19 protein-coding genes are annotated in these 26,805 nt (G+C 70.0%); 13 read left to right on the top strand and 6 right to left on the bottom strand.

Annotated features, from left to right (window positions below):
• The first annotated feature begins 39 nt into the window (after window positions 1-39).
• From WMF19_RS28690 to WMF19_RS28670, 5 genes are all read left to right on the top strand, one after another.
• On the top strand, window positions 40-750 hold the full coding sequence (locus WMF19_RS28690) for a MotA/TolQ/ExbB proton channel family protein (RefSeq protein ID WP_437893263.1): 711 nt from the start codon (window positions 40-42) through the stop codon (window positions 748-750).
• The gene (locus tag WMF19_RS28685; RefSeq protein WP_437323077.1) at window positions 701-1,162 is read left to right on the top strand and encodes an ExbD/TolR family protein; all 462 of its coding nucleotides are present in this window, start codon (window positions 701-703) and stop codon (window positions 1,160-1,162) included. Before WMF19_RS28690 ends, WMF19_RS28685 begins: the two co-directional genes overlap by 50 nt.
• Window positions 1,163-1,172: 10 nt before the next feature.
• The gene (locus WMF19_RS28680; RefSeq protein ID WP_437901690.1) at window positions 1,173-1,604 is read left to right on the top strand and encodes an ExbD/TolR family protein; all 432 of its coding nucleotides are present in this window, start codon (window positions 1,173-1,175) and stop codon (window positions 1,602-1,604) included.
• A 198-nt stretch (window positions 1,605-1,802) separates the two neighbouring features.
• A complete protein-coding gene (locus WMF19_RS28675; protein ID WP_437893262.1) occupies window positions 1,803-4,739 on the top strand; it encodes a TonB-dependent receptor domain-containing protein in 2,937 nt (978 codons plus the stop codon).
• Window positions 4,740-4,840: 101 nt separating this feature from the next.
• Window positions 4,841-6,253, top strand: a complete 1,413-nt coding sequence (locus tag WMF19_RS28670) for a hypothetical protein (protein ID WP_437893261.1) — start codon at window positions 4,841-4,843, stop codon at window positions 6,251-6,253.
• Window positions 6,254-6,381: 128 nt separating this feature from the next.
• On the opposite strand, the gene WMF19_RS28665 is transcribed toward WMF19_RS28670, so the two are convergent.
• Window positions 6,382-7,029, bottom strand: coding sequence for a hypothetical protein (locus WMF19_RS28665; protein WP_437323073.1), 648 nt, complete (start codon window positions 7,027-7,029; stop codon window positions 6,382-6,384).
• A 206-nt stretch (window positions 7,030-7,235) separates the two neighbouring features.
• Here WMF19_RS28665 and WMF19_RS28660 point away from each other — a divergent pair, with 206 nt between their 5' ends.
• Entirely contained in the window at window positions 7,236-8,624 is a 1,389-nt protein-coding gene (locus tag WMF19_RS28660) for a sigma 54-interacting transcriptional regulator (RefSeq protein WP_437893260.1), read from the top strand.
• Between the two features lie 962 nt (window positions 8,625-9,586).
• Window positions 9,587-10,894, top strand: a complete 1,308-nt coding sequence (locus WMF19_RS28655; RefSeq protein WP_437323071.1) for a GRAS family protein — start codon at window positions 9,587-9,589, stop codon at window positions 10,892-10,894.
• 106 nt (window positions 10,895-11,000) lie between these two features.
• On the opposite strand, the gene WMF19_RS28650 is transcribed toward WMF19_RS28655, so the two are convergent.
• The 4 genes from WMF19_RS28650 to gltB all read right to left on the bottom strand — a co-directional run bounded on the left by WMF19_RS28650 (window position 11,001) and on the right by gltB (window position 18,616).
• On the bottom strand, window positions 11,001-11,411 hold the full coding sequence (locus tag WMF19_RS28650; RefSeq protein WP_437893259.1) for a hypothetical protein: 411 nt from the start codon (window positions 11,409-11,411) through the stop codon (window positions 11,001-11,003).
• A gap of 160 nt (window positions 11,412-11,571) precedes the next feature.
• Window positions 11,572-12,567: an MDR/zinc-dependent alcohol dehydrogenase-like family protein gene (locus tag WMF19_RS28645; protein WP_437893258.1), complete on the bottom strand. Its 996-nt coding sequence runs from the start codon at window positions 12,565-12,567 to the stop codon at window positions 11,572-11,574.
• A 9-nt stretch (window positions 12,568-12,576) separates the two neighbouring features.
• A complete protein-coding gene (locus tag WMF19_RS28640) occupies window positions 12,577-14,016 on the bottom strand; it encodes a glutamate synthase subunit beta (RefSeq protein WP_272093979.1) in 1,440 nt (479 codons plus the stop codon).
• Complete coding sequence (gene gltB / locus WMF19_RS28635) at window positions 14,009-18,616, bottom strand: glutamate synthase large subunit (RefSeq protein WP_437893257.1); 4,608 nt, start codon at window positions 18,614-18,616, stop codon at window positions 14,009-14,011. The genes WMF19_RS28640 and gltB overlap by 8 nt, the downstream gene beginning before the upstream one ends.
• 230 nt (window positions 18,617-18,846) lie before the next feature.
• On the opposite strand from gltB, the gene WMF19_RS28630 reads away from it, so the two are divergent.
• Both WMF19_RS28630 and WMF19_RS28625 read left to right on the top strand, forming a co-directional pair.
• On the top strand, window positions 18,847-19,686 hold the full coding sequence (locus tag WMF19_RS28630; RefSeq protein WP_437893256.1) for a metallophosphoesterase family protein: 840 nt from the start codon (window positions 18,847-18,849) through the stop codon (window positions 19,684-19,686).
• On the top strand, window positions 19,687-20,427 hold the full coding sequence (locus tag WMF19_RS28625) for a 4'-phosphopantetheinyl transferase family protein (RefSeq protein WP_437893255.1): 741 nt from the start codon (window positions 19,687-19,689) through the stop codon (window positions 20,425-20,427).
• 47 nt (window positions 20,428-20,474) lie between these two features.
• Here the strand turns inward: WMF19_RS28625 and WMF19_RS28620 are convergent, their stop codons facing one another.
• Window positions 20,475-22,103: a metallophosphoesterase gene (locus tag WMF19_RS28620; protein ID WP_437893254.1), complete on the bottom strand. Its 1,629-nt coding sequence runs from the start codon at window positions 22,101-22,103 to the stop codon at window positions 20,475-20,477.
• Window positions 22,104-22,370: 267 nt separating this feature from the next.
• On the opposite strand from WMF19_RS28620, the gene WMF19_RS28615 reads away from it, so the two are divergent.
• The 4 genes from WMF19_RS28615 (at window position 22,371) to WMF19_RS28600 (ending at window position 26,272) form a co-directional block, all read left to right on the top strand.
• Window positions 22,371-23,609: a YncE family protein gene (locus tag WMF19_RS28615; RefSeq protein WP_437893253.1), complete on the top strand. Its 1,239-nt coding sequence runs from the start codon at window positions 22,371-22,373 to the stop codon at window positions 23,607-23,609.
• On the top strand, window positions 23,606-24,361 hold the full coding sequence (locus WMF19_RS28610; protein WP_437893252.1) for a c-type cytochrome: 756 nt from the start codon (window positions 23,606-23,608) through the stop codon (window positions 24,359-24,361). Before WMF19_RS28615 ends, WMF19_RS28610 begins: the two co-directional genes overlap by 4 nt.
• Window positions 24,358-24,984, top strand: coding sequence for an endonuclease III domain-containing protein (locus WMF19_RS28605; RefSeq protein ID WP_437893251.1), 627 nt, complete (start codon window positions 24,358-24,360; stop codon window positions 24,982-24,984). The genes WMF19_RS28610 and WMF19_RS28605 overlap by 4 nt, the downstream gene beginning before the upstream one ends.
• Window positions 24,985-25,210: 226 nt before the next feature.
• A complete protein-coding gene (locus tag WMF19_RS28600; RefSeq protein WP_437323060.1) occupies window positions 25,211-26,272 on the top strand; it encodes a 3-oxoacyl-ACP synthase III family protein in 1,062 nt (353 codons plus the stop codon).
• The last annotated feature ends 533 nt before the right edge of the window (window positions 26,273-26,805 follow it).

Raw genomic sequence — 26,805 nt, 5'->3', positions numbered from 1 at the left:
GGACGCGGCCCCTCGCGCGAGGAGTGAAGGAGGTTAGCCATGATGCAGTTTGATCTCGGGCACATCTGGGCGACCATGGGGCTTTTGAGCAAGCTCGTCGCGTTCGCCCTCGTGCTCATGGCGCTGGCGAGCGTCGCCGTCGTGGTGGAGCGGCTCATCGCGCTCGCGCGTCAGGCGTCGGAGACCCGGCGCTTCGCGAGGGAGGCGCGCCCCGTGATGGAGGCCTGGGACACCACGCGGCTCGTCTCGATCGCCGACGGGTACGGACGCTCCGCGCTCGCCCGGCTCGTCGGCGCGGCCGTCCGCCGCTTCCAGCGCGCCGTCGAGGCCGGGGAGGGCGGCGTGCCGCCGGTGGAGCTCGCGCGCCGCGAGGTGTCGCGCCGCCGGGAGGCGATCTCCGCCGACCTGCGCCGCGGCCTCTCGGTGCTCGCGACGGTCGGCTCGGTGGCCCCGTTCGTCGGGTTGCTCGGCACCGTCATCGGCATCATCACGGCCTTCCAGACGATCGCCTCGACCGGCTCGGGCGGCCTCGGCGCCGTGAGCGCCGGCATCTCCGAGGCGCTCATCGTCACCGCGCTCGGGCTCGCGGTCGCCATCCCGGCGGTGCTTTGCTTCAACTACCTCACCACCCGTATCGCCGCGGTGGAGCTCGCGCTCGAGCGCAGCGCGGGTGAGCTCATCGACGAGATGGAGAACGAACATGGGCGTTCGAGCGGAGAGCAGTCGCTCGGGTCGGCAGCCGCCGCCTGAGCCGGAGATCAACGTCACGCCGCTCGTCGACGTGGTGCTCGTGCTCCTCATCATCTTCATGGTGATCGCGCCCCAGATGGAGCACGGCGAGCGGGTCGAGCTGCCGGCGGTGTTTCAGCCGGATCCGAAGTCGAAATCGAAGCTCGACCCGATCTACGTGACGATCACCGGCGCGGGCACCGTGTTCCTCGAGAAGGAGGCCGTCGCCGACCTCGGCGCGCTCGGCGAGCGGCTGCGGGCCATCCGCGCCGTCGAGCCGGAGCGCCGCGTGGTCATCAAGGGCGACTCCTCGGTGAGGTACGGCCGCGTGCGGGAGGCGTTCGCGCTGTGCCAGGAGGTCGGGTTCGCCGGGATCTCGCTGCAGGTGAGCCAGCGGGGCGGCGGGGCGTCCGCGGAGCCGGAGGAGGGATAGCGCCGTGGGAATGAGCGTTCCGCAGGGCGGGGGCAGGAAGGGCGGTGTCGCGCCGAGCATGAACGTGACGCCGCTCGTCGACGTGGTGCTCGTGCTCCTCATCATCTTCATGGTCGTGACGCCGCTGCTCGCCAAACAGTTCTGGCTGAATCTGCCCAAGAAGGACGACACAGCGAGGCTCGCGCCGCCTCCCGTCGACGCCGACAAGCCCGTGGTGCTCACGGTGGATCAGCGCGGCGTCCTCCGCATCAACCAGGCCGAGGTGCAGCGCGGCGAGCTGAAGGAGCGGCTCGCGCGCATCTTCGCGGCGCGCTCGGACAACGTTCTTTACTTCGACGCGGACGACGATGCCGTCTACGCGGTCGCCGTGGAGGCCATGGACGCCGCGCGCATGGGCGGCGCCAAGACGATCGCCGTCCTGACGGAGAAGCCCGCGCGCTGAGCCAGCGCAGAGGCCCGACGATGTGAAGTCGAGGCGCGCGGGAGCCGCCGCCGCGTCGCTCGAGCGCGCGAGCGCGGCGGGGTGCACGGGAGAGGGCGCGAGCTGGCCCTCCGCTCTCCTCATCAGACGGGCGCGCGTGCGCCCGGCCATCGAATCGAGAGTCGCGCCCGGGTTCGGAGCGCGCGAAGGGACAGGTGCATGAGTCGCAGAAGGATCTCGGGCGTAGTCGCAGCGCTGGTGACACCGCTTTGCTTGGGGGCCACGGCCTTCGCGCAGGGCGACCCCGGAGCCGCTGCGCCGCAGCCGGACGGCGCGGCGCCTCAGGGCGGCGGCCCTGCGGCGGAGGACGTCGCGGGGCTCGATGAGCCGAGCCCGTCGCGCCCGCCGCCCGCGGGGAAAGGCGTCGTGTGGGGCGTCGTCACGGACACCGCCACGAAAGAGCCCTTGCTCGACGCCCAGGTCTCCGTCGTGGGGACGAAGCTCAAGGCGATCGCGGACCTCGACGGGCGGTATCGGCTGGAGCTCCCGCCGGGCGCCCATCAGCTGCGGGTCTGGTACGAGGCGCACAAGCCGCAGCGCGTGCAGGACGTACGTGTGACCGCCGGGCAGGTGGTCCAGGTCGATGTCGGCCTCGATCCCGATCAGCAGACAGAGGAGGTCATCGAGGTCGAGTTCGAGCCGGAGCGGGCGAGCGTCGCGGCGCAGCTGCTCATCCGGAAGAACGCGGCCCACGTGGGCGACGCCATCGGCGCGAAGGAGATCGCGAAGACACCCGATCGCAACGCCGCCGAGGCCGCGAAGCGCATCGTCGGCGCGACCGTGGTCGACAACAGGTACGTCTATGTCCGTGGCCTGGGCGAGCGCTACACGAACGCGCTCCTGAACGGCGCCCCCCTGCCGAGCCCCGAGCCCGACCGGCAGGCCGTCCCGCTGGACCTCTTTCCGTCGCTGGTCCTCAGCGACATCACCGTCGTCAAGACGTTCACGCCCGATCTCCCCGGCGATTTCGTGGGCGGCTCGGTCCAGGTCAACACACGCGAGCTCCCGACCAAATTCCTGTTCCAGGCATCGCTGTCGCTCGGGTTGAACAGCCAGGCGACGTTCCGGGATCGCCTGAGCTACGCCGGCTCGGGCACCGACTGGCTCGGGATCGACGGCGGCGCGCGCGCGCTTCCCCGCGAGATCCCCGACTACAAGGTGGTGCGGCTCGGCTCCAAGCCGGGCGGCGGCACCATCACGAGGGACGAGATGACGGCCTATGGGCGGGCGATCAACTCGTCGATGGTGACGACGCGGTCGTTCACCCCGCCGAACGGGAGCGGCAGCGTGGTCGTCGGCGACACCCTGAAGCTCGGCGGCGAGCAGCGCCTCGGTTACATCGCCACCCTGAGCTATGGCCGGAAGTTCGCTCCGCGCGCTGAAGAGCGCACGAGAGCCTTCCTGCCCGCTCCTCTGGGCGGCGAGCCCGTACCCAACGTCGACACCAGCACCGGAAGCATCCGTGACCAGGTGTCCTGGGGCACCTTCGCCAGCGTCACTTACAACCCGGATCAGAACCACAAGGTGACGATCACCGGACTCCACAGCCGCTCGTCCGAGGACCTGGCCAGCGAGATCAACGGGAACCCTCTGGACGGCGGCAGCGTGTTTCGCGACACGCTGCAGCGGTTCATCTCCCGGGCCCTCACCCTGGGGCAGCTCCAGGGTGAGCACCGCATCGGCGCGCTGGACGGCGGCACCCTCGACTGGAAGGCGTCCATCTCCCACGCGTCCTCGGACGAGCCCGATACGAGGGAGACCGTCTACATCAGGGACGATACGAGCGGAGCCTACTCGTGGGACGAGGGCACGCTGAGCGGCGCCCACTTCTTCAGCAACATGACCGACGTGAACTACGGCGGGCAGCTCTCCTATACCCAGCCTCTCGCCCGTGGGGACACCCCGACCCGGGTGAAGCTGGGCGGTCTGTTCAACCTTCGAGAGCGCGAGTTCAACGCGCGCCGGTTCCGGTTCAAGCAGCGCCCGGGCTCGGACTCGACGATCCTGCGCCAGGAGCCGGGCCAGCTGTTCTCGGACGAGAACATCGGCACGGCGCTCGAGCTGGAGGAGATTACGCGCGAGACCGACTCCTACACGGCGAACAGCGATCTCTACGCCGGTTACGTGATGACGGACGCCGCCATCACACGATGGCTCCGAGCGGTGATCGGCGCGCGGATCGAGGCCTCCACGCTGTCGCTGAGGGCGTTCGACAGGTACTCCCCGGCAAACCCGGAGATCAAGGCCGAGAGCGATAATGTCGATCTCTTGCCTGCGGCCAACGTCATCTTCAAGGCGAGCTCGAACTCGAATGTCAGGCTCGGCGTGTCCAGGACGCTGGCCCGACCCCAGCTCCGCGAGCTCAGCTCGACCTTGTATCAGGAAGGATACAGCGGGATGGAGGCGCAAGGCAATCCGGACCTCGGGCGGACGAGCGTCGTGAACGCCGATCTCCGCTTCGAGATCTTCCCGACGGCCGGTGAAGTGGCCGCGGTCAGCGTCTTTTACAAGCACTTCCAGGATCCGATCGAGGAGGTCATCTTCCCGAACGGCGGCAGGGGCAGGCTCAGCTACGTGAACGCAGAAGCCGGTCACGTCGCCGGGGTCGAGCTCGAGGTCAGGAAGGGCCTGGGCTTCGTCACCCCGCTCCTGAAAGAGGTCACGGCGCTCGGAAACCTCACGTTCGTGCAGTCGGAAGTGACGATCGATCCAGATGATAACGAGGGAGGGGTCACCATCGCGAGCACACCGACGCACCCGCTCCAGGGGCAATCGCCCTTCGTGGTGAACCTGGGGCTCGATTATGCCAGCGAGTCGACCGGCACGAGCGCCCGGCTCCTCTACAACGTGTTCGGCGCCCGGCTCAAGCGGGTGGGTCGCAAGGGGCTGGAGGACGAGTACGAGCAGCCGCGACACCAGATCGACTTGACCCTGGCCCAGCGCCTCGGCGAGCACATCGAGCTGAAGCTGGCCGGCGAGAACCTCATCAATGCGCCCATCCGCGTCACCAAGGGGAGCGACGGCGATGAGGACAAGATCGCCAGCCAGTACAGCGTTGGGACGACTGTGACGTTGAGCGCTGCGTTCACCTACTGAGCACCTGCCATTGAATCGTCACGCGGCGCTCGTCACGAGTTTTCCTACATGCGCCATGTTGGGGCAGGAGGTAGAATAAATTGCGTACATTCAAATTGGGCTTGGTTTGCGCCTCGGCGCTGTCCGTCGCGGCGTTCGCCGCGTGCGGCGATGACGACTCGATCTCCCCGTCCTCGACCAGCACCTCGTCCGCGAGCAGCTCCGCTAGCGGCGGTGACGGTGGCGGCGGCGGCGGCGGCGATGGCGGCGGTGGCGACGGCGGTGGTGGTGGCGACGTCAGCGCCGATTGCTCCTCCCCGGTGGAGGTCAGCGAGGCGATCACCGCCAGCACGAAGTGGACCGCCGACAAGTGCTACCTCATGAAGGGGATCATCTTCGTCGAGCGCGGCGCGACCCTGACCATCGAGCCCGGCACGAAGATCATGGGCGAGAAGGTGAGCCTCGCCACGCTCGTCGTGAAGCCCGGCGCCAAGATCAACGCCAAGGGCACGGCGAGCAAGCCCATCGTGTTCACGAGCCAGGGCGAGGCGGGCGATCGCGCCGCCGGCGACTGGGGCGGCGTCATCCTGCTCGGCGAGGCGCCCGTCAACGTCGAAGGCGGCAAGGCCAACGTCGAGGGCATCACCGGCGAAGGCACGGAGTACGGCGGCGACAAGCCCGCGGACAACAGCGGTGTCCTCGAGTACGTGCGCATCGAGTACAGCGGGATCCTCCTCTCTCAGGACAACGAGGTCAACGGCCTCACCTTCGCCGGCGTCGGCTCCGGGACGACCGTCGATCACGTGATGGTGCACCACACGCTCGACGATTGCTTCGAGTTCTTCGGCGGCACCGTCAACGCGAAGCACCTCATCTGCGCGCAGAACGGCGACGACGGCTTCGACTGGGATCTCGGCTACACCGGCAAGCTCCAGTTCCTCGCGCTCCAGCAGGACCCGTCCGTCGCCGACGAGACGAACGGCTTCGAGGGCGACAACGACGCCGATTCGTCGGCCAACACGCCCCTCAGCGAGCCGACGATCTACAACGCGACCCTGTGCGGCAAGAACAAGGAGGTCGACAAGCAGCAGTACGGCATGCTGCTCCGCCGCTCCACGAAGGCCCACATCTTCAACACCATCGTGACCGGCTTCGAGGCGGGGGTGGATCTGCGTAACGAGCTCACCGAGGTCGAGCTCGCGAGCTCGATCTTCTTCGGCAACATCGAGGAGAACATCGCCTACGAAGAGACGGATACCGAGGCGGCGACCGAGTCGAAGCTCGACGACGACGACGACGCTGGCGCGGACGAGGTCGCGTGGTTCGGGGACGAGGCGACCAACAGCACCGATGATCCTGGGATCGCCGACTGCTTCGCCGCCACGCCCGACTTCCGGCCCGAGGCCACGCTCACCGAGAACGCGGCGACCCCGCCGGATGACGGCTTCTTCGACCCGGAGGCGAAGTACATCGGCGCCTTCAAGGCCGATGACACCTGGGCGACGGGCGCCTGGGTCTCGTTCGACGCGAACTGACGTCGCGCCGTCCGCGCCGGCCCTCCGCGATGCGGCGGGTGGACCGGATCCGTAGCGAGAGAAATGACGAAGGCCGGCTCTTCAGCCGGCCTTTATCGTCTCGAGCGTCACGGCTCCGCCGCAGGCGCTCAGCGCACCCGCGGCGTAAACCCGGACACACTGCTCCGATGCTCGCTGCATACGCCTCGCGCGTCCGCGGTCTCCTTGAATGACACCCTTCCGCACACCTCGCAGATGCACAGGTGTGCGCGATAGAACTCCCGGTCGAGCAGGATGTCGGCGGCGAGCAAGCTGAGCACAATGTCACCGAGGAAGTCGATCTCGCGCGGCGAGGCGACCCAGACGGGACGGCCGCCGACCGCCGCCCGGCGGACCCTGCCCCCGTAGATCGCCGCGTTCAGGAATCGATCGTCGGCGACGGGCGCGATCAGCCCCCGGAGGGCCGTGATGACGCGCCCGCGGGCCTTGTGGATGAGCTCCTCGAGGTTGCTGCTGCCGTCGGCCCGGGGATCGAGCATGACGGGCGTCGCGCCGGGCTCGCGCACGATCTGGGGGCGCTTCATCAGGCCCGGGGTCACCAGGTGGTCCACGAACCAGTCCTGGAGGTCCTTGGGCGTCCACTCGGACGCCGGCCACTCCAGGAACTCGAGCGCGCCGCGGAGGCCGCTGATGCTCTGGAGACCGGGGTGGGTGGGGAGGCTCGGCAGGGTGCGGGATGTGTGCAGACGCCGGGACGAGCGGCGGCTCGCCTCCTCGATGTTGCGGCCGGATCCCATGTTCACCTCGAGGGCAGACCCCCGGTCCCGATGGATGCGAGCTCTTGCAGAGGCCACCATGCCGAGGGAACAAGCACAACTTGTGCCGAACCTGGCGAACGGGGCGACATGGATTTGCTGGGAGTTCTGCCCAGGGAGCCTTCGCAGGCCGTTGGGATGGCCGGCCACTGGCCGGCCAGGTTCTTCAACGGGTAAGATTGTGCCCGATGGACCACTCCACCGTCCGCGTCTCGGTTTCACCGGAGCCCTCGGTCGCCGAGCCCGTTCCCGGCATCGTCCTGATCTTCTCCGGGGATCAGCCGCGCTGCGCTCCCATCCCGCTGGATCGTGGCTCCGTGGTGGTGGGTCGCGGAGGCGTCGGCGGCGTGCCCCTCATGGACGACTCGCTCATGTCGCGACGACACGCCCGCATCGCGTACGACGGCGGCGCTTGGACCGTGGAGGACCTCGGCAGCACCAACGGGACGTCGGTCAACGGCGAGCCGATCCGCGGCGAGGTGCGGAGGGACGCGATCCAGGTCGTCGGCGCGGGGACGTCGGTGTTCCTCGCGCTCAGCGACATCCGGAGCTTCGCGCGCGGGGGCGTGCGCGCCGAAAAAGAGAGCGTCCTCGGGCCGAGGCTGCAGCTGATTTACGACACGATCATCCGCGCCGCGGCCGCGGGAGACAGCCTCCTCGTGACGGGCGAGAGCGGCACGGGCAAGGAGCTCGCGGCGCGCGCCTACCACGAGGCGGGGCCGCAGGCGCGCGGCCCGTTCGTCGCCGTCAACTGCGCGGCCATCCCGGAGGGCCTGGCGGAGCGGCTCCTCTTCGGCGCCAGGCGCGGCGCTTACTCCGGCGCGACGCACGACACCGACGGCTATGTGCAGGCCGCCCACGGAGGCACGCTCTTCCTCGACGAGGTGGCGGAGCTCGACGCGGCGGTCCAGGCGAAGCTGCTGCGGACGATCGACACCCGGCAGGTCCTCGAGCTCGGCGCGGTCGCGCCTCGCCCGGTGCAGATCCGGATCTGCGCGGCGACACACGACCTCCGCGCCCGCGTCGCCCAGGGCCGATTCCGGGAAGATCTCTACTACCGTATCGGCCGGCCCGAGGTCCGGCTCCCGCCCCTTCGCGAGCGGACCGAGGAGATCCCGTGGCTGCTCGCGCAATGCGCAAAGGCGGTCGGCGCGGCCGCTCAGAGCGCGCCGCCGACGATTCACCATTCAATGATCATCGCGTGCGCGATGCGCCGCTGGCCGGGGAATCTGCGCGAGTTCGTCGGCGAGGCGCGGCGCGCCGTGACGCGCGCGCTCGACGAAGGGCGACGCACGGTCGAGGCCAAGGATCTGGACCCGCTCGCCGGCGTCGGGCTGAGCCCGGAGGCGCTCGATCCGCACGCCCGGCCGACGGCGAGCGATGTTCGACCGGCGCGCGCAGGACAGGCGCCGCCCGAAGATGAGATCGCCGAGGCGCTTCGCCTCGAGCGAGGCAATGTGTCTCGCGCCGCCATCAGGCTCGGAGTGCACAGGAATCGAATTCGACGCTGGCTCGAGAAGAATGGCGTCGATCGCTCCCACTTCGCCGAGGGAAGCGACCTGTCCGATAACGACTGAACCGCTGGCGCCCGCCGTCGCATGCACAGGTGCAGGAGTGCGTCAATGGTGCCGCCTCGTTGCTGGAGAGCGCTCGTCGCCCGGCTGCGTTGCGATGACGAAGTCACTCCCGGCGTAGGCTGCTGAGCCCGAGGGGGCGGTCGTTCCGTACATCACCTCCAGCAAACGCTCTGCTCCTTACGAAGGCCTGAAGGACCTCGCGGCGCTGTTTCTCGGGCGAAGGAGCGCCCGATCGTCGCAGGGTTGCCTCCATCTGGCGACGCAACGTGGGATCGATCGACCGAGCGCCCATGTATAGGGACTTTACAGAGCCGATTATGCGGGTTGTAATGTGGTGTGTAAGCCCCGTCCCCGGCGAGGTGCTGTCACGACCACGGTCCACTCGACGAGTCCGGCGCGTGCTCGCCAGGTCGGAGCCCACGATGCGCCCTGAAGAGACCATCAGTGAAGTGTCCCGCGGGCCCGTGCGTCGCGCGCGGCCTGCGTCATCGAGGCCGCGCTCCGCGCGATCCGCGCGCGCCGGGGCCGGCCGGGCTTCCGCCTGCGGCGCGATCACGCTCGCCTCGCGGGACGCCTACGAATGCCTACGTCTGTCGCCAGAAGACAGGCTCGGACGGCGCGCGGAACACGACGACGGGCGCGCGATGCACAATGACGATCTTGGACTTGACCGGGCGGGCGGCTTCATCGATGTACAGAGAGTTGTCTCTCGGGTCTCCGTGCGAGCTCAGGCCCCGTCGCGTCACGGGCGGGCGCTGCGCTTCGCGGCCTTGCCGCGGGCGCGCGGCCGCCGAGCGCCTGCTCCCTGCTCGCCGTCGGGCTCTCCCTCAGCGACATCTGCAAACATTGAAACCCCTGGCTCCTGCGAGGTGGTCGACGTCATGCGTTCGCGCCTGAAATCGGCCGCCCGCGGAGAGCCCAGCCAGGACGGCGGGCTGCCTGGTTGAACAGCCCTGGACACCATGAACGCGATCCGTAGACACGTAGTATCGGCCGAAGAGGCGCCTCTTAGCCTACGAGCGCACATCGAGGGGCCCACCAGCTCGACCGCGTCCAGCCCAGGGCAGCAGCCGAGCTCGGGAACCCGCCAAACCCACTCGCGTCGCCGCCCCTTCCTGAGCCGCCTCCTCGCGGCGGGCGAGGCGATCGACGCGGGGGATGGCGAGCGCGCGAGGGCCCTCATCGAGGGCATCCTGCGGGCCGAACCCGATACGGGGGACGCGTCCGAACGCATTTCTGGCGTGTTTGGCAGGGCGCTGCTCGCCCGCCTGGACGGAGATCGCTCCGGCGATGGGAATCTGTACCTGCGCAGCGCCGGGCCGCGGGACATGCTCGCGGCGTTTCAGCTGCTCGTGCACGCGACGCCGCTCATCCGGTTCGGCTACCTCAGCGCGAACGCGGCCATCGTCGAGGCGTTCCAGGACGAGGGGGAGATCCATGTCATCGACATCGGCGTTGGCGGCGGTACGCAGTGGCCATTCCTGCTACACCGGCTGGCGACGCGGCCCGGCGGCCCGCCGCGGGTCCGGCTGACCGGTATCGATCTGCCGTGCCGGGGCCCCGATCCCGAGCAGCGGCTGCGCTGGGCGGGCGCCTTCATCGGGGGGTGGGCGGAGCGGCTGAAGGTCCCCTTCGAGTTCCACGGCGTCGCGTCCTCGGTGGAGCGCGTCGACTGGAGCCGTATCGCGTCCCGCTCCACGGCGCCCATTGCGGTCAATGCGGCGTTCGCATTGCACCATGTGCCGGATGCCTCGGTGCACGCCACCGCGAACCGCGACACCATCCTCACGAGGATCCGCGCCCTGTCGCCGCGCGTGCTGACGCTCGTCGAGCCGGATGTGGAGCACAACGCGCACCAGTTCCTCCCGCGGCTGTCGGAGGCGATCGGCCACTACTATGCGGTATTCCAGGCGCTCGAGGCGCTGCTCCCGCCGCACATCGCCGCGCGGGAGACCATCGAGCAGGTCTTCTTCGGGCAGGAGGTGATGAATGTGGTGGTGGGCGAGGGGGCCGCGCGGGTCGAGCGGCACGAGCGCCGGGGTGCCTGGCAGCGCCGCCTCCGCATGAACGGCTTCGAGCCGCTCCGCGTCTCGCCGCACGAGTCGCTGGTCCGCGGAGCGCTCCGCCTGAGCCAGGGGTTCGATGTCCGGAGCGACGAGCCCGCGATCCTGCTCATGCGCAACGGCGTGTCCCTCGTCGCCGCGTCGGCGTGGCGTCCACGGCAGCTCCCGCCGCCATCGCGGTTCATGTCCGGGCTGTTCCGCCGCTAGGAGCGCCGAACAGCGCAGGTGAGCCCCTAACGCACGAATCTGCGCCCCTCGATCAACAACCGCTCCCCTGTCCGGATCACATCCGGATGCGAGCGGCTCCTCGCTCTCAGCGCCTCAGGAGGACGAGTGCCACCCAGAGCACCAGCGCGCCGATCGAGAGGCCAGCGAGGGAGATCCACAGGGCGCGGCGCCTGTACGTTGCGATCTTCCAGAGGTCGCGCCGGTACCCCGCCGTGTGACCGCCCTCGACCGCGGACCTGGGGTCGTGGAGCGGAAGAGGGCTCAGCCCTTCGCGCCTGACGAGCTCGAACAGCACCGAGCCGCGCGCCTGGGCCCGTGCGAGCTGCGCCAGCATCTCACGGCGACAGTGAAGGCAAAACGTCGACGCATCCTCCTCGATGCCGACGAGGCCGAGCTCCCGTAGCTGTTGCTGCTCCCAGCTCTCCCTGGCTCGCCGGGCCTCGTTGTGCGCGTCCTCTCGGCGGTCGTCGTGGTGTGGGCTGTCCTTCGCGGTCATCGCAGCTCCTGATCGGGGCCGCGACCTGCGGCTCCCCAGGAGGATCTATTCCGGCCAGGCACGAGAAATTCTCACGCAACCCGCTCGGCGGACATGCCGCGCTGGCCGCGGGGTACCCGGACGAGCAGCTGACAGCCAGCGAGCGGCGAGCTCGCCGAGCTCAGCAGGTGACGAGCACCTTGAGGGCGCCAGGCGCCGCCGCAGCCGCCAGGGCCTCCGCGGCGCGCTCCAGCGGGAGTCGCGCCGACACGAGGGGGCGGACGTCGACGGTCCGGGCCTCTAAGGCGCGCAGCGCTGGCCCGAACAGCCCGCATCGCGACCCGACGACGGTGATCTCGTTGATGACGAGCTCCGCGAGGTGGAGGCTGGAGAGCCCGGCCACCGTGCTCTTGAGCACGAGCGTGCCCCTGGGCCGGGTCGCGCGGACCGCCCTCACGAACCCCTCGGCGGTGCCGGTGGCCTCGACCACCAGCTCGGCCGGATCTCCGGCCCAGGCGCCCTGAGGCGGGGAGGCGCCGGCGCCGGCCTGGCCCGAGGGCTCCGGGCGAACGAGCTCGGTCGCGATGCCCTGCGCGCGCAGCAGGGCGAGCTTCTCCTCGTGCTTGCCGACCGCGAGGACGCGGGCGCCAGCCTGGTGGAGCACCTGCGCGATGAGCAGGCCGAGCTTCCCATCGCCGAACACGAGCGCCGACGTGCCCGGCGACACACGCACCTGCTCCAGGATCGCGAACGCCGCCGCGAGCGGCTCCGCGAAGACCGCCTCCTCGTCGTCGATCCCGTCGGCCACGGCGTGGAGGTTCGCCACGGGCACCGCAACGCGCTCCGCCAGCGCGCCGTCGGCGCCGACGATGCCCATGACGGTGCGCGTCGGGCAGTGCCTGCCCAGCCCGCGCGCGCAGAGCTCGCAGCGGCCGCACGCGAAGTTGATCTCGCCCACCACGCGGCGGCCGAGCCAGGCGGCCGGGCCCTCCACGACGTCGCCGACGAACTCGTGCCCCAGCGTGCCGCGGAAGCCCATGTAACCATTGATAATTTCGAGATCCGTGTTGCAGATCCCGGCGCACCGCACCTCGACCACGGCCATGCCGGCCGTGGTCGAGGGGGGCTCGCGGTCGATGACGCGCGCGGCCGTTCCGTCCCAGACCAGCGCTCGCACGATCGCGCTCTAGCCCGCCGCGAGCGCCAGCCGGCGCTTCGCCGGCTGCATCAGGTAGGCGTCGACCGCGTCCGCGGCCTTGCGCCCCTCGGCGATGGCCCAGACGACGAGGCTCTGGCCGCGCGACATGTCGCCGGCGGCGAAGACGCCCTCCACGCTGGTGCGCCCGCCGTGGGCCTTCACGTTGCCGCGCTGGTCCATCTCGACGCCGAGCTGCTCGATCAGCCCCTCGCGCTCCGAGCCGACGAAGCCCATCGCGAGCAGGACGAGCTCGCACGGGATCTCGAACTCGCTGCCCGGGACCGGCACGAACTTCCCGCCTTCCAGCTTCACCCGCGTCGCCTGGAGCGCGCGGACGTGCCCGTGCTCGTCCCCGAGGAACGCGGTGGTCGACACCGACCAGTCGCGCTCGCCGCCCTCCTCGTGGGAGGACGAGGTGCGGAGGATGAGCGGCCACGCGGGCCACGGGTTCGTCAGCGAGCGCTGCTCGGGGGGGCGGGGGAGGAGCTCGAGCTGCGTCACGTGCGCCGCGCGGTGGCGGTGGCTCGTGCCGACGCAGTCGGAGCCGGTGTCGCCGCCGCCGATGACGACCACCCGCTTGTCCGTCGCGAAGATCGCCTCGCTGTCGGGGATCACGTCGCCGGCGACCCGCTTGTTCTGCTGGGTCAGGAAATCCATCGCGAAATGGACGCCCTTCAGGTCCCGGCCGGGCACCGGCAGGTCGCGCGGCCGGCGCGCCCCGCCGCACAGCACGACCGCGTCGTACTGCTCGCGCAGGGCGTCGCCGGTGATGTCGACGCCGACGTGGACGCCCGTGCGGAAGGTCACCCCCTCGGCCTGCATCTGCTCCATGCGCCGATCGATGAGGTGCTTCTCCATCTTGAAGTCGGGGATGCCGTACCGGAGCAGGCCGCCGATGCGATCGTCGCGCTCGAAGAGCGTCACGTCGTGGCCCTTGCGCGCGAGCTGCTGGGCAGCAGCGAGCCCGGCGGGCCCCGAGCCGACCACCGCGACCTTCTTGCCCGTGCGCTGCTTCGCGATGACCGGCGCCACCAGGTTCCGGTCGAACGCGCGATCCGCGATGGCGCGCTCGACGTTCTTGATGGTGACCGGCTTGCCCTCGATGTTCAGCACGCACCCCGCCTCGCAAGGGGCGGGGCACACGCGCCCGGTGAACTCGGGGAAGTTGTTCGTCGCGTCGAGCGACGCGATCGCCTCGGGGAGGCGCTCGCGGAACATGTGATCGTTCCAGTCGGGGATCAGGTTCCCGAGCGGACATCCGTCGTGACAGAACGGGATGCCGCAGTCCATGCACCGCGCTGCCTGATCGCGCAGCTCGGCGTCGGGGACCGGGAGCTCGAACTCCTGCCAGTCGTTCAAACGCTCGGAGACGGGCCGCTTCTTGATGTCGACCCGCTGGATCTCGAGGAAGCCTCGTACCTTACCCATGGGCGGCCGACCTCTCTCCCGTGCTCAGGGGACCCGCGTTGGCGGGGATGTAACGTCCAGTGGAAACATAGGGGGTGGAAGGAGAAAGGAGAGACACGAGCCTGTCCGACCCGTCCGCCCCGTTCGTCGCGGGCGACGCCGCGGCCTCCAGGGCGCGGCGGTACTCGCTCGGGACGACCTTCACGAACTTCGACAGGACGGCCTGCCAGGAATCGAGCAGCTCGATCGCCTTCCGGCTGCCCGTGCGCCGCACGTGCTCCTCGAGCAGCGCCCGCACCGACTCGGCGTCGGCGGCGGTCATCGTCTCGAGCTGCACCATCTCCTTGTTGCAGCGCGCCTCGAAGAGCGCGTCCTCGTCGAAGACGTAGGCGAGCCCGCCGCTCATGCCGGCCCCGAAGTTGCGGCCGGTGGTGCCGAGGATGATCACGGTGCCGCCCGTCATGTACTCGCAGCCGTGGTCGCCCACGCCCTCGACGACGGTGGTGGCCCCGCTGTTCCTGACCGCGAAGCGCTCGCCCGCGCGGCCGTTGAAGAACGCGCGGCCGTTCGTCGCGCCGTACAGCACGACGTTGCCCACGATGACCTGGTCGTCCGGCCGGAACGGCGCCTCGCGCGGCGGCCGCACCGCGACGACGCCGCCCGAGAGGCCCTTGCCGACGTAGTCGTTCGCGTCGCCTTCGAGCTCGAGCGTCATGCCCCGCGAGGCGAAGGCGCCGAAGCTCTGGCCGGCGCTGCCGGCGCACTTGACCACGATGCTGTCCTCGGGGAGCCCGGCGCTGCCGTGGCGGCGCGCGATCTCGCCGCTCAGCATCGCGCCGAGCGTCCGATCCGAGTTCTTCACGCGGGTCTCGATGACGACGGGCGGCCCGCCGTCGATCGTCGCGCGCGCCTTCTCGATCAGCTTGAGATCGAGCACCCGGTCGAGCTTGTGGTCCTGCAGCTCCACGCAGTGGGTCGGGCTCGTGAGCGCCTCCTTCGGGCGGTACAGCACCTCGGAGCAGTCGATCTTCCTCGCCTTCGGGTGGAGCCCGGTGCTCCGCTGCACGATGCAGTCGGAGCGCCCGACCATCTCGGTCAGCGTGCGGAAGCCCAGGCGCGCCATGATCTGCCGGAGCTCCTCGGCCACGTAGAAGAAGAAGTTGATGACGTGCTCCGGCGCGCCCGTGAACTTCTTGCGAAGCTCGGGGTCCTGCGTGGCGATGCCGACCGGGCAGGTGTTGAGGTGGCACTTGCGCATCATGATGCAGCCGGTCGCGACGAGCGGCGCCGTGGAGAAGCCGAACTCCTCGGCGCCGAGCAGCGCGGCGAACGCGACGTCGCGGCCCGTCATCAGCTTGCCGTCGGTCTGCACGATGGCGCGGCCGCGGAGCCCGTTCATCACGAGCACCTGGTGCGCCTCGGCGAGGCCGAGCTCCCACGCGACGCCCGCGTGGTGGATCGACGTGAGCGGGGAGGCGCCGGTGCCGCCCGAGTCGCCGCTGATCAGCACCACGTCGGCGTGCGCCTTCACGACGCCCGCGGCGATGGTGCCGACGCCCGCCTCGGCGACGAGCTTCACGCTGATGCGCGCCTTCGAGTTGATGTTCTTCAGGTCGAAGATGAGCTGCGCCAGGTCCTCGATCGAGTAGATGTCGTGGTGCGGCGGCGGCGAGATCAGCGTCACGCCGGGCGTCGAGTGGCGCACCTTCGCGATCACCGCGTCGACCTTGTGGCCCGGGAGCTGGCCGCCCTCGCCGGGCTTGGCCCCCTGCGCCATCTTGATCTGCAGCTCGTCGGCGTTCACGAGGTACTCGGCCGTGACGCCGAACCGCGCCGACGCGACCTGCTTCACAGCGCTCCGCTTCGAGTCGCCGTTCGGCAGCCGCAGGAAGCGCACCGGGTCCTCGCCGCCCTCGCCGGTGTTCGACCGCGCGCCGATGCGGTTCATCGCGATCGCGAGCGTCTCGTGCGCCTCCTTCGAGATGCTCCCGAAGGACATGGCGCCCGTGGCGAAGCGCTTCACGATCGAGGCGGCGGGCTCGACCTCCTCGATCGGCACCGGCGGGCCCGCGGGCCTGAAGTCCCACAGGCCGCGGAGCGACATCGGGTGCTCCTGCTGCTCGTTGATGACGGAGGCGTACTCGGCGTAGCTCTTCGCGTCGTCGAGGCGGACCGCCCGCTGGAGCGAGGCGATCGACTGCGGCGTCCAGAGGTGCCGCTCGCCGGACACGCGGAAGTGGTGATGGCCGCCGACGTCGAGGTGCGCGCGCGCCCGCTCGCCGTACGCCGCGTGGTGGCGCGCGAGCGCCTCCTCCGCGATCTCGCGCAGCCCGACGCCGCGGACGCGCGACGCCGTGCCGGTGAAGTACGCGTCGATGACGAGCTGATCGATGCCGATCGCCTCGAAGATCTGCGCGCCCTGGTAGCTGGAGAGCGCGCTGATCCCCATCTTCGACATGATCTTCAGGATGCCCTTCTTGAGCCCCTTCACGTACCGCGAGCCCGCCGCGGTCGGCGAGAGATCGGCCCCGAGGGTCTTGTCGCGGCACATCGCCGCGATCGACTCGAACGCGAGGTACGGGTTCACCGCGCCGGCGCCGTAACCGATGAGCAGCGCCATGTGGCCGACCTCGCGCGCCTCGCCGGTCTCGACGATGATGCCCGCGCGCGTGCGCGCCCCCTCGTTGATGAGGTGGTGGTGCACGGCGCCCACCGCGAGCAGGCTCGGGATGGGGGCGAGCGTCTCGTCGATGCCGCGGTCGCTGAGGATGAGGATGCTCGCGCCGTCGGCGATCGCGCGGCTCGCGTCCTTGCAGAGCTTCGCGAGCGCGGCGCGCAGGTTGTCCTCCGGGTCGCCGTCGACCGGGAAGTACATGGGGAGCGTGGCCGCGCGGAAGTCGGGGAAGACGTTCTTCCGCAGCTTCGACAGGTCGTCCTGCGTGAGGATCGGGTGCGGCAGCTCGAGCATCCGGCACTGGCGGGGCGTCTCCTCGAGGAGGTTGCCCTCGCCGCCGACGCAGCTCACGAGCGACATCACGATCTCCTCACGGAGCGGGTCGATCGGCGGGTTCGTGACCTGCGCGAACAGCTGCTTGAAGTAGCGGAAGAGCAGCTGGGGCTTCTCGGAGAGGACGGCGAGCGGGATGTCGATGCCCATCGAGCCCACCGGCTCCTCGCCGAGGGTGGCCATCGGCCCGAGGATCATCCGCAGGTCCTCCTCGGTGTAGCCGAACGCCTGCTGCAGGCCCCGGAGGTCCGCGTGCGGGATGGTGTAGAGGCTCGGCACGTCCTCGAGGGCGCGCAGATCGATCTTGTTCTCGGCGACCCACGCCGCGTACGGCTTCTGCGTCGCGACGCGGCGCTTGATCTCGTCGTCGCTGACGACGCGGCCCTCGGTCGTGTCGACGAGGAACATCTTGCCCGGCTGGAGGCGCCCCTTCTGGATGACGCGCGCCGGCTCGATGTCGAGCACGCCGAACTCGCTCGCGAGCACGACGAGCCCGTCGCTCGTCACGACGTACTTCGCGGGGCGCAGCCCGTTCCGGTCGAGCGTCGCGCCGATCAGCCGTCCGTCCGTGAAGCACAGCGCCGCGGGGCCGTCCCACGGCTCGATCAGACAGCCGTGGTACTCGTAGAACGCCTTCTTCTCGGCCGACATGTCCGGGTCGAGCGCCCAGGCCTCGGGCACGAGCATCATCATCACGTGGGGCAGCGAGCGGCCGCTCGCGAGCAGGAAGTCGACCACGTTGTCGAGCGCCGACGAGTCGGAGCCGCCCGGGCGGATGATCGGCTTGAAGTCCTCGATCGCGTTCGCGAAGACATCGCTCTTCAGCAGCGCCTCGCGCGCCGACATCCACGCGGTGTTGCCGCGCACGGTGTTGATCTCGCCGTTGTGCGCGATGACCCGGTACGGGTGCGCGCGCTCCCACGTGGGGAAGGTGTTCGTGGAGAAGCGCGAGTGCACCATCGCGAGCCGCGACACGGTGCGCTTGTCGGACAGATCGGGGTAGAACGCCGCGACCTGCTCCGCGAGCATCAGGCCCTTGTAGACGACCGTCCGCGACGAGCAGGACGTGATGTAGAAGTCGTCGGCGTTGGCGGCGCGGCCGGCGCGCTTGCGGATCGCATAGAGGACCTGCTCGAAGGACTGGCGAGGCGCGACCCTGCCGATGAACAGCTGGCGGATCGCGGGGCGCGAGTCGCGCGCGATCGGGCCGAGCGCCGCGTCGTCGATGGGGACGTCGCGCCAGCCGAGGACGCGCTGACCGTGGTGCACGACCGCGGCCTCGAGGATCGCCTCGCACTGGCGGCGCCGCGACGGGAGCTGGGAGAAGAACGCCGTCGCGACGGCGTAGTCGCCGGGAGCAGGCAGCGCGATGCCAAGCGCGGCCAGGGACGTGGCGTACAGCTCGTGCGGGATCTGGAGGAGGACGCCCGCGCCATCGCCGGTGCAGGGGTCGCAGCCAGCGGCGCCGCGGTGGGTTAGATTTTCGAGGATCTCGAGCGCTTGGCAAACGACCTCGTGCGTCGCTTCACGGCGGAGCGTGGCGACGAATCCGAGACCGCATGCGTCGTGTTCGAAAGCCGGATCGTAAAGACCTTGTCGTTGGGGCAGAGGCATGGTGCTGACTTCACACGCGCGTAGCACATGTGGCACAAGGATTGGAGCCCTAGTTTAATGCGGCGCGCCAGGAGCCGCGGAACCGGGCGCAAAATGGGGGGAGAGGTGTCGCCTTGGCCGGGGGCCGCTCCGCCCGGCGGCGGCGCTCGGCAGTGGACGCCCGTCGTCGGCCGTGGTGTGGGTGGTTGCGGCCGGCGTGCCGGCCCGGCCTCCGGCGGCGCGGTATTCGGATGAAGCTCTTCGCACTCAGCGATCTCCACGTCGGGTATGCGGAGAACCGGTGGGCCATCGAGCGCATCACGCCGCGGCCGAGCGACTGGCTCATCCTCGCCGGTGATCTCGGGGAGACGGAGCAGCACCTCATCTACGTCCTCGAGACCCTGGGCCCGCGGTTCAAGCGGCTCGTGTGGACGCCGGGCAACCACGAGCTCTATACGATGCCGAGTGAGCGCGGCGGTCCGCGCGGCCAGGCACGGTACGAGCGGCTGGTCGAGCTGTGTCGGCGCCGCGGCGTGCTCACGCCGGAAGACCCCTACGTGCTCTGGGAAGGCGAGGGCGGACCTCACGTGCTGGCGCCGATGTTCCTGCTCTACGACTACAGCTTCCGGCCGGACGGCGTTCCCGAGCGCGACGCGGTGGCGTGGGCCATGGAGAGCGGCGTCCTCTGCAGCGATGAGGAGCTGCTCGACCCGGCCCCCTACGCGAGCCGGCCCGAGTGGTGCCGGGCCCGCCTCGCCGCGACCGAGGCCCGCCTCGCCGCGATCGGGGGGCGCCCCACGGTGCTCATCAACCACTTCCCGCTGCGCGAAGAGCTCGTGCGGCTGCGGCTCATCCCGCGCTTCTCGATCTGGTGCGGGACGCGTCGCACCCACGACTGGCACACGCGGTTCCGCGCGCGGGTGGTCGTGTCAGGGCACCTCCACATCCCCCGCACCGACTGGATCGACGGTGTTCGTTTCGAGGAGGTGTCGTTCGGATATCCTCGCCAGCGGCCCATCGAGCGCAGCGCCGACAGCTGTCTGCGGGAGATCCTCCCGGGCCCTGCAGGCGCGGCTCCGCCGAGGATGTAGATGCTCACGATCGGCCCCGGCGCCGCGCACCTCTGGTACGTCTTCTGCGACGCAGCTCGCGACGAGGCGTTGCTCGCGGCGTACCACCGGCTGATGGCGCCTGACGAGGCGGCGCAGCAGGCGCGCTTCCTGTTCGCCGAGAACCGGCACGAGTACCTGCTCACCCGCGCCCTCGTGCGCACGGTCCTCTCGAAGTACGCGAACGTCGCGCCCGAGGCGTGGTCGTTCGTCCGGAACGAATTTGGCCGCCCGCAGATCGCCGGACCTCCGGGGGCGCCGCCGATCCGGTTCAACCTGTCGAACACGCGGGGGCTGATCGCCTGCCTGGTCGCGCTGGATCGCGACGTGGGCGTCGACGTCGAGGACACCGAGCGCGCGAGCAGCGCGGTGGACATCGCCGACCGCTTCTTCTCGCCAGGCGAGGTGAGGGCGCTGCGCGCGCTGCCGCCGGAGAGGCAGCGCGCGCGCTTCTTCGAGTACTGGACGCTCAAGGAGTCGTACATCAAGGCGCGCGGGATGGGGCTCGCGATCCCGCTCGATCAGTTCTCGTTCCACCTGGACGACGGGCCGGCGATCGGCATCTCGTTCGATCCGCGGCTCGGCGATGATCGCTCGGCCTGGCAGTTCGCGCTCTACCAGCCCTCGGCGCGGCACACGATGGCCGCCGCGATCCGCAGCGGGGGCGGACCCCCGCTGTCGATCGAGCTGAGGGAGACGGTGCCGCTGCGCGACGGCGGATGAGCGGCGGCTGGGGCCGTCCGCGCGAGCCCGCCGCGCGGCGCGCGAGGTCAGTCAGGCCGCGCGATCCAGAGCTCGACGTTGCGCCACGAGGGCTCTCCGCGGCCGTCGTCGCCGAAGCCGGAGGTGACGTCCACGACGGCCCGGCGGCGCCCTTCGGCGGCGATCGGGTCGTCGTCGACGGCGTAGTCGAGGGCGGCGCCCCGGATGGCGACGGAGCCGTCGTCCTCGTCCCAGATCTCGATGACGCGGACCTGATGGGGGTAGTCGGCGAGCGCGGAGGTCTCGAGCTCCCAGTACGCGCGCCCGCCGGCTGGAGAGACCCGGGTCACCCGGTGCACGTGGGTGTGTCCGGCGAGGTGGAGCAGGACGTTGTCGTAGCCGCCGACGAGCGACTGCCACGCCTCGACGTCGATCGCGCCGGGCACGGCGGGGGTGCCCGTCGCGGCGAAGGAGCCGTCCCCGAGCGAGCGCGAGGCGTGGTGGGACGTGAGGATGACCCACCTGCGCTCGCGCTTCGCGCGGTCGAGCGCGGGCCGGATGAACCGATCGACATCGTCCTGGAGGATCACGCCGTTCGGCCCGCCCGTCTCTGCGGCCGTATCGAGCACGATGACGCGAAGGGGGGTGTCCTCGATGTCGAACTCGTAGAACGCTTTCCCGTACGCGCGCTCGTCGGGCCCGATCCCGTGCCCGTCGCCGGTCGCCGCGACCCGATCGAGCAGATCGGGGCGGCTCAGGAGCGCTCTCCTCGGGTCGGGGACGACGTTGCCTGTGATCACCGGAGCGCCGGGGAGAGACCAGTCGCGCGTCCCGCCGTCCGACCAGCTCCCCGTCGCGAGCTCGGCGCGCGTGTGCACCGGGAAGTTCCCCTGGTGCAGGACATCGTGGTTGCCGGTCACCCACCGCCAGGGCATGAGCAGCCCCTCGGCGAAGAACGGATCCTTGGGATCGTTGTCGGGGCCTGGCACGGGGTCGTCGTCAGCGCCCGAGTCGCACTCGACGCGCTCGGCGCCGTCGAGGATGGCCGAGAACCACGCGATCTCGTTCGTCTGCGCGCTGTCGGCGTTGTCGCCGCCGAGCAGGACGAAGTCGATCGGCGTGCTCCGATGGAGCGCGTTGATCGTGCGGACGGCGGCGTTGAGGATCCGGCACTCGTGCCCTTCCTGCGGGCGGAACGCCGACGCGAACACGCCGGGCGAGTCGAAGAGCGCCAGCCGGGCGGGCGACTCGTCGTCCGCGAGCTGGGTGTCGGCGAGGTGGACGAACCTCGTCAGGAGCCTCGACCGCTTGCCGCGCGGCGGTGGAGGGGTGTCGTCGAGCGTCGCGGGGGCGAGCGGCTGCCCCGGCCCGCTCTCGAGCTCGCCGTAGCCCTCCGCGAGCATCTGCTCGATCTCCGCCGGGACAGCGGGGTTCCTGTCCGGTGGATTGGCCACCGCGGCGCGCGGCGCCCAGGTGCGAGCGGTCGTCAGCGGCGGCGCGCCGCGGAGCGCTGGCTGCGGTAGCGGCGCAGGGAGCGGCGCAGGAGCGATGGATTCCTCCCCCGCGCACGCCGCGAGCGCAAGGGACGCAAGAGACGCAAAAAAGAAGCGCGCCGCGGGGCGACCTCGGCGCGCTCGCGCGCTCCGCCGCCGACCGGGCTCCAGCGTTGTGACGCCCACCGCTCGTGTCTGGCTCATCGCTTCCTTACATGACAACACGACAGCGCCTGATCAAGAAATGTTCACCCACGCGGTAGCGTTGCCGTTGAGGGCCGGTGCCGACCGAGGAAGAGAGGGTTCGGAACGCGCGTAGTACGTCCCACGTCGCTCAGCGCGCCGCCGCGGAGCGTCACGTCGAGGCGCACGAGCGAGCCGAGCCATGGTAGGGCGGAGCCGCGGCCGGCGCGCCGGCGGCTGCTAGGATGCGGCGCGTCCGAGCCGAAGGCGCTCGTCTCGAGGTCATCTATGGTCATTTCGCGATTCCTGGGTTGCGCGCTCGCGGCGGCGATGCTGGTGAGCTGCAGCGATCCCGAGCCCATCATCGAATACCGCTACAGCGCCTACGAGGGCGACGCCTATCCGGACCGACTCCCTGAGATCACGATTCCGGAGGGCGGAATGGGCGTGGTGAGCGATAGCCTCTCCGATACGATCTCTCTTATCTCGCTGGCGACCGGGGAGCGGTTCGGCGTCCACCCCGTGGGCCGCGATCCCGTGACGATCGACGGGCCTCACCACGTGGCCGTGGACGCCGAGGGCGGCGCGCTCTACGTCGCGCTGTCGTACCCTGACGTCGCCGGCGCGATCGGCCCCCACGCGGTGCACGGCGGGAGCGCGGTGGCGGGCTACGTCCAGAAGCTCGCGCTCGACGATCTGCGCATCCTCGGGCAGGTGCGCGTCGAGGCCAACCCGGGCGACATCGTGATCTCGGAGGACGGCCGGCGCGTGGTCGTCTCTCATTTCGATCTGAAACGCGTGCTCGACAACCCCGGCGACGTCGAGGCGGCGCGCTCGTCCCTCGCGGTGATCGATCCCGAGGAGGTCGTGCTCTCGGGATCGTCCGATCCGGTGTTCATCCCGGTCTGCATGGCCGCCCACGGAGTCGCCCTCTCGCGCCCGGACGGCGCCCGCGCCTACGTCGCTTGCTATGGCGAGGACGTGCTCGCGATCGTCGATCTGACCGATCCTTCCGCCGAGGTGAAGCGCGTGCCCGTGGGGTCTACCTCCAACCCCTCGCCCCATGCCAGCAACTACGGACCCTACGCGGCCGTCATGTCGCCCGACGGGAAGACCATCGCCGTGAGCAGCACGGAGAGCAGGGACGTGCGCTTCTTCGATGTCGCATCGGAGACGTTCGACGATTCCCGGAAGATCCTTACGATCGGCGCGCCCTACTTCGCCGCGTGGACCCCCGACGGGAGCGCCATCTACGTGCCGACCCAGGTGCCCGACACCATCGTTCGGATCGGCGTCACCCCGGAGGACAATGAGGTCGTCACCCGGAACATCGCCGAGGAATGCATGCGGCCGCACCTCGCGCAGCTCGACGAGGAGCACGGGCTCTTCCTCGTCTGCGAGGGCGATCGGAGCACGACGCCCGGCAAGGTGCTCCGGCTGGACCCCGAGACGCTGGAGACGCTCAGCGACACGGAGGTGGGGCTCTATCCCGACGGGCTCGTGCGCGTCGCGCCGGAGGCGCCGTGAGGGCGCCCCTTGGCCTTGCCGCCGCGCTCGCGTGCGCGGCGCTCCTCTGCGGCTGTCCGGGCGATCCCGAGACGAAGGTCGTCGACGCGACGGCCGTCGACCACGGCGCGGCGCTCTTCCGGGACCCATCGATCGCGGAGACGCGCTTCAATCACTATGCCTGCTCGACGTGCCATGAAGCTGTCGCCGGGGACGCGGGCGACGCCATGCTCCCGGGCGCCCCGCTGGCCGGCGCCGTCGAGCGCCCGCATTACTGGGGCGGGCAGGAGGTCGAGCTCCTCGGCGCGATCAACCATTGCCTCTATTACTTCATGACGAAGGATCTGCCCTGGACCGCGGACGACGACGCTGCGCAGGCCATCTATGCGTACCTGGAATCGCTGCCCAGCGATGGAGGCGCAGCCGAGGCCGTCCCCTTCACGCCGGTCTACGAGCTGAGCCAGATCCCGGCGGGCGACGCGGCAGCCGGCGAACGCATCCACGAGCGCGCCTGTGCCTCGTGTCACGGGCGCGCCCATTCGGGGGATGGCCGGCTCGTGCCGCGGGCGCCGGCGCTGCCCGAGCAGACGCTCAAGGAGCACCCGCTCGGCGAGTACACGGAGGCCGACCGGCGGCTGGTCTTCATCGAGAAGGTCCGGCACGGCGGGTTCGTCGGCTACGGCGGGCAGATGCCGCCTTTCTCCCGCGAGGTCCTCTCCGATGAGGAGCTCGGCGATCTGCTCTCGTTCTACGGGCTGGCCTGGCCCCCGTGAAGCGCGCCGAGAAAGCCGCGAGGATCGCCGAGATCCTCGACCGATTGTACCCGACCCCGCCCATTCCGCTGGCCCACGACGATCCGTATTCGCTGCTCGTCGCGGTGATGCTCAGCGCCCAGACGACGGACAAGATGGTCAACGCGGTGATGCCGGCGCTCCTCGCGCGCGCCCGGACGCCCGCGGCCATGGCGGCGGTGCCCACCGAGGAGATCGCCCAGCTCATCCGGAGGATCGGGTTCGCGCCCACCAAGGCGCGGCGTCTGAAGGAGCTGAGCGAGCGGATCGCGACCGAGCACGGCGGCGTCGTCCCCGCCTCGTTCGAGGCCCTGGAGGCCCTGCCGGGGGTCGGTCACAAGACGGCCTCGGTGGTCATGGCGCAGGCCTTCGGCCACCCCGCCTTCCCGGTCGATACCCACATTCACCGGCTCGCGTTCCGCTGGGGGCTGTCGTCCGGAAGGAACGTCGTCGAGACCGAGAGCGACCTGAAGCGCACGTTCCCACCCGAGCAGTGGAACAAGCTGCACCTGCAGCTCATCTACTTCGGCCGCGAGCACTGCCCGGCGCTGCGCCACGACATGGCCGGCTGCCCCATCTGCAGCTGGGCCGCACGCCGACGATGATCGCGGCCCCGCGGCCGCCGGCGACGGTGTCCGGGCACAACGCCCCCCGCACAGCGGGGCAGGCTATCGAGGCGGCCGACCTACGTCAAGCACGGTGCAACGTCCCGGCGATCTCATGAGGACGAGCGTCCGCCCGCGCGCTGCGGCGCGAAGCGGCCGGGCGCGGTCGTGTGCGGGGGTGCGGTTCCGGGTCGCCGCCCGCGTGCGGTTCGAGTAAGGCACCTCTGTGACAAAGATTGGATTTGAGATCATCGGGACGGGCCACTACGTGCCCGGAGAACCTGTCACCAACGACGACCTCGCGCGGGTGATCACGACCTCCGACGAGTGGATCTACCAGCGCTCCGGTATCCGCCAGCGGCATTACGCGCCGGATGGCGTGGGGGTGAGCGATCTCGCGTGCGAAGCGGCGAAGCGCGCGATCGAGTCGGCGCGCATCGCGCCGTCGGAGATCGATTACATCCTCTTTGCCACGATGACGCCGGACTATATTTTCCCTGGCTCCGGGGCGCTGCTCGGCGCGAAGCTGGGCATTCCGGGCGTCCCCGCGCTCGACATCCGGCAGCAGTGTGCCGCGATGCTGTTCGGCCTCCAGACGATCGACGGGCTGATCCAGACCGGGGCCGCCAAGACCATCCTGTTCGTCGGCGCAGAGGCGCACGCCGGCTTCATGCCCTGGGAGGACTGGGGGGCGCTCGACCCGAAGAATGGCCGCTCCGCGACGCCTGAGGCGCGGGCGCACGCGGACCGCCACCGGAACCTCGCCGTCCTGTTCGGGGACGGGTCGGGCGCGCTCGTCCTCCGCGCGACCGATCGCGACGCGGGCCTGCGCGGCAACAAGATCTGCTCCGATGGACGCTTCGCCGAGCTCCTCTTCGTGCCGGGCGGCGGCTTCCGCTCGCGCCCGTACTGGAAGCCGACGTCGTTCGACGAGGACCTCCATATCCCCCGCATGGATGGCCGCGAGCTCTTCAAGTTCGCGGTGACCAAGCTCCCGGCGACTGCGCGGGAGCTCTGCGCCTCTCAGGGCCTCTCGATCGAGCAGATCGACGTGTTCCTGGCGCACCAGGCGAACGGTCGGATCAACGAGCACATTCGCAAGGACCTCGGCGTGCCCGTCGAGAAGCTCCCGAGCAACATCGATCGATTCGGCAACACGAGCGGCGCCACCGTGCCCATCCTCGTCGACGAGGAGATGCGCGCCGGAAGGCTGAAGAAAGGGCAACTGGCCATGGTGCTCGCGCTCGGGACCGGCGTCCACTGGGGCTGCGCGCTCTGGAAGCTCTGAGCAGCTGAGCGGCGGCGCCTCGCTCGCAGGCGCCATCCTCCTCGTCATCGTCATCGAGCCGCAGCGGTAGCGCGTGGCGCATTGCGTCCAGTGCGGAACGCTGCAGAAATTTCGTGCGATCGTGTCGCGACGGATTGCGCGTGGCGTATCGCTTGTTACGTTTGTATCAACGCCCGCAGCGGACCCCGTGTTTCCAATGCGATCGACCTGGCGCGGGCGCCACCGGGAAGGGAGCCACCCCAGGGCTCGACTGCACGGCCCCTCCCCGGCCAGCGGCGAATTGCGCACGCAGCACGTAAACCGCAGCGGGTAGCGCGCAGCAGCTAAAGCGCAGCGCGTGACCTACGTGCGCTACGTGCGCTACGTGCGCGGGTGCGGTGCGCGTGAGTGTGCGTGAGTGCGTGAGTGCTTGAGCGCGTGTGTTCGAATGTCGTCTCCCGCCGCTCTTGCTCCTACGGTTGTTGGCCATTCACTTCATTGGGGCATGTTTTCACTTGATGGCGAGGACGCAAACTCTTCGCATTGACTCGGAC

The sequence above is a fragment of the Sorangium sp. So ce124 genome (assembly GCF_051525235.1).
Taxonomy (GTDB): Bacteria; Myxococcota_A; Polyangia; order Polyangiales; family Polyangiaceae; genus Sorangium; species Sorangium atrum.
The sequence above is the reverse complement of the archived record's forward strand: the minus strand, read 5'-3'. Positions and strand labels throughout refer to the sequence as shown.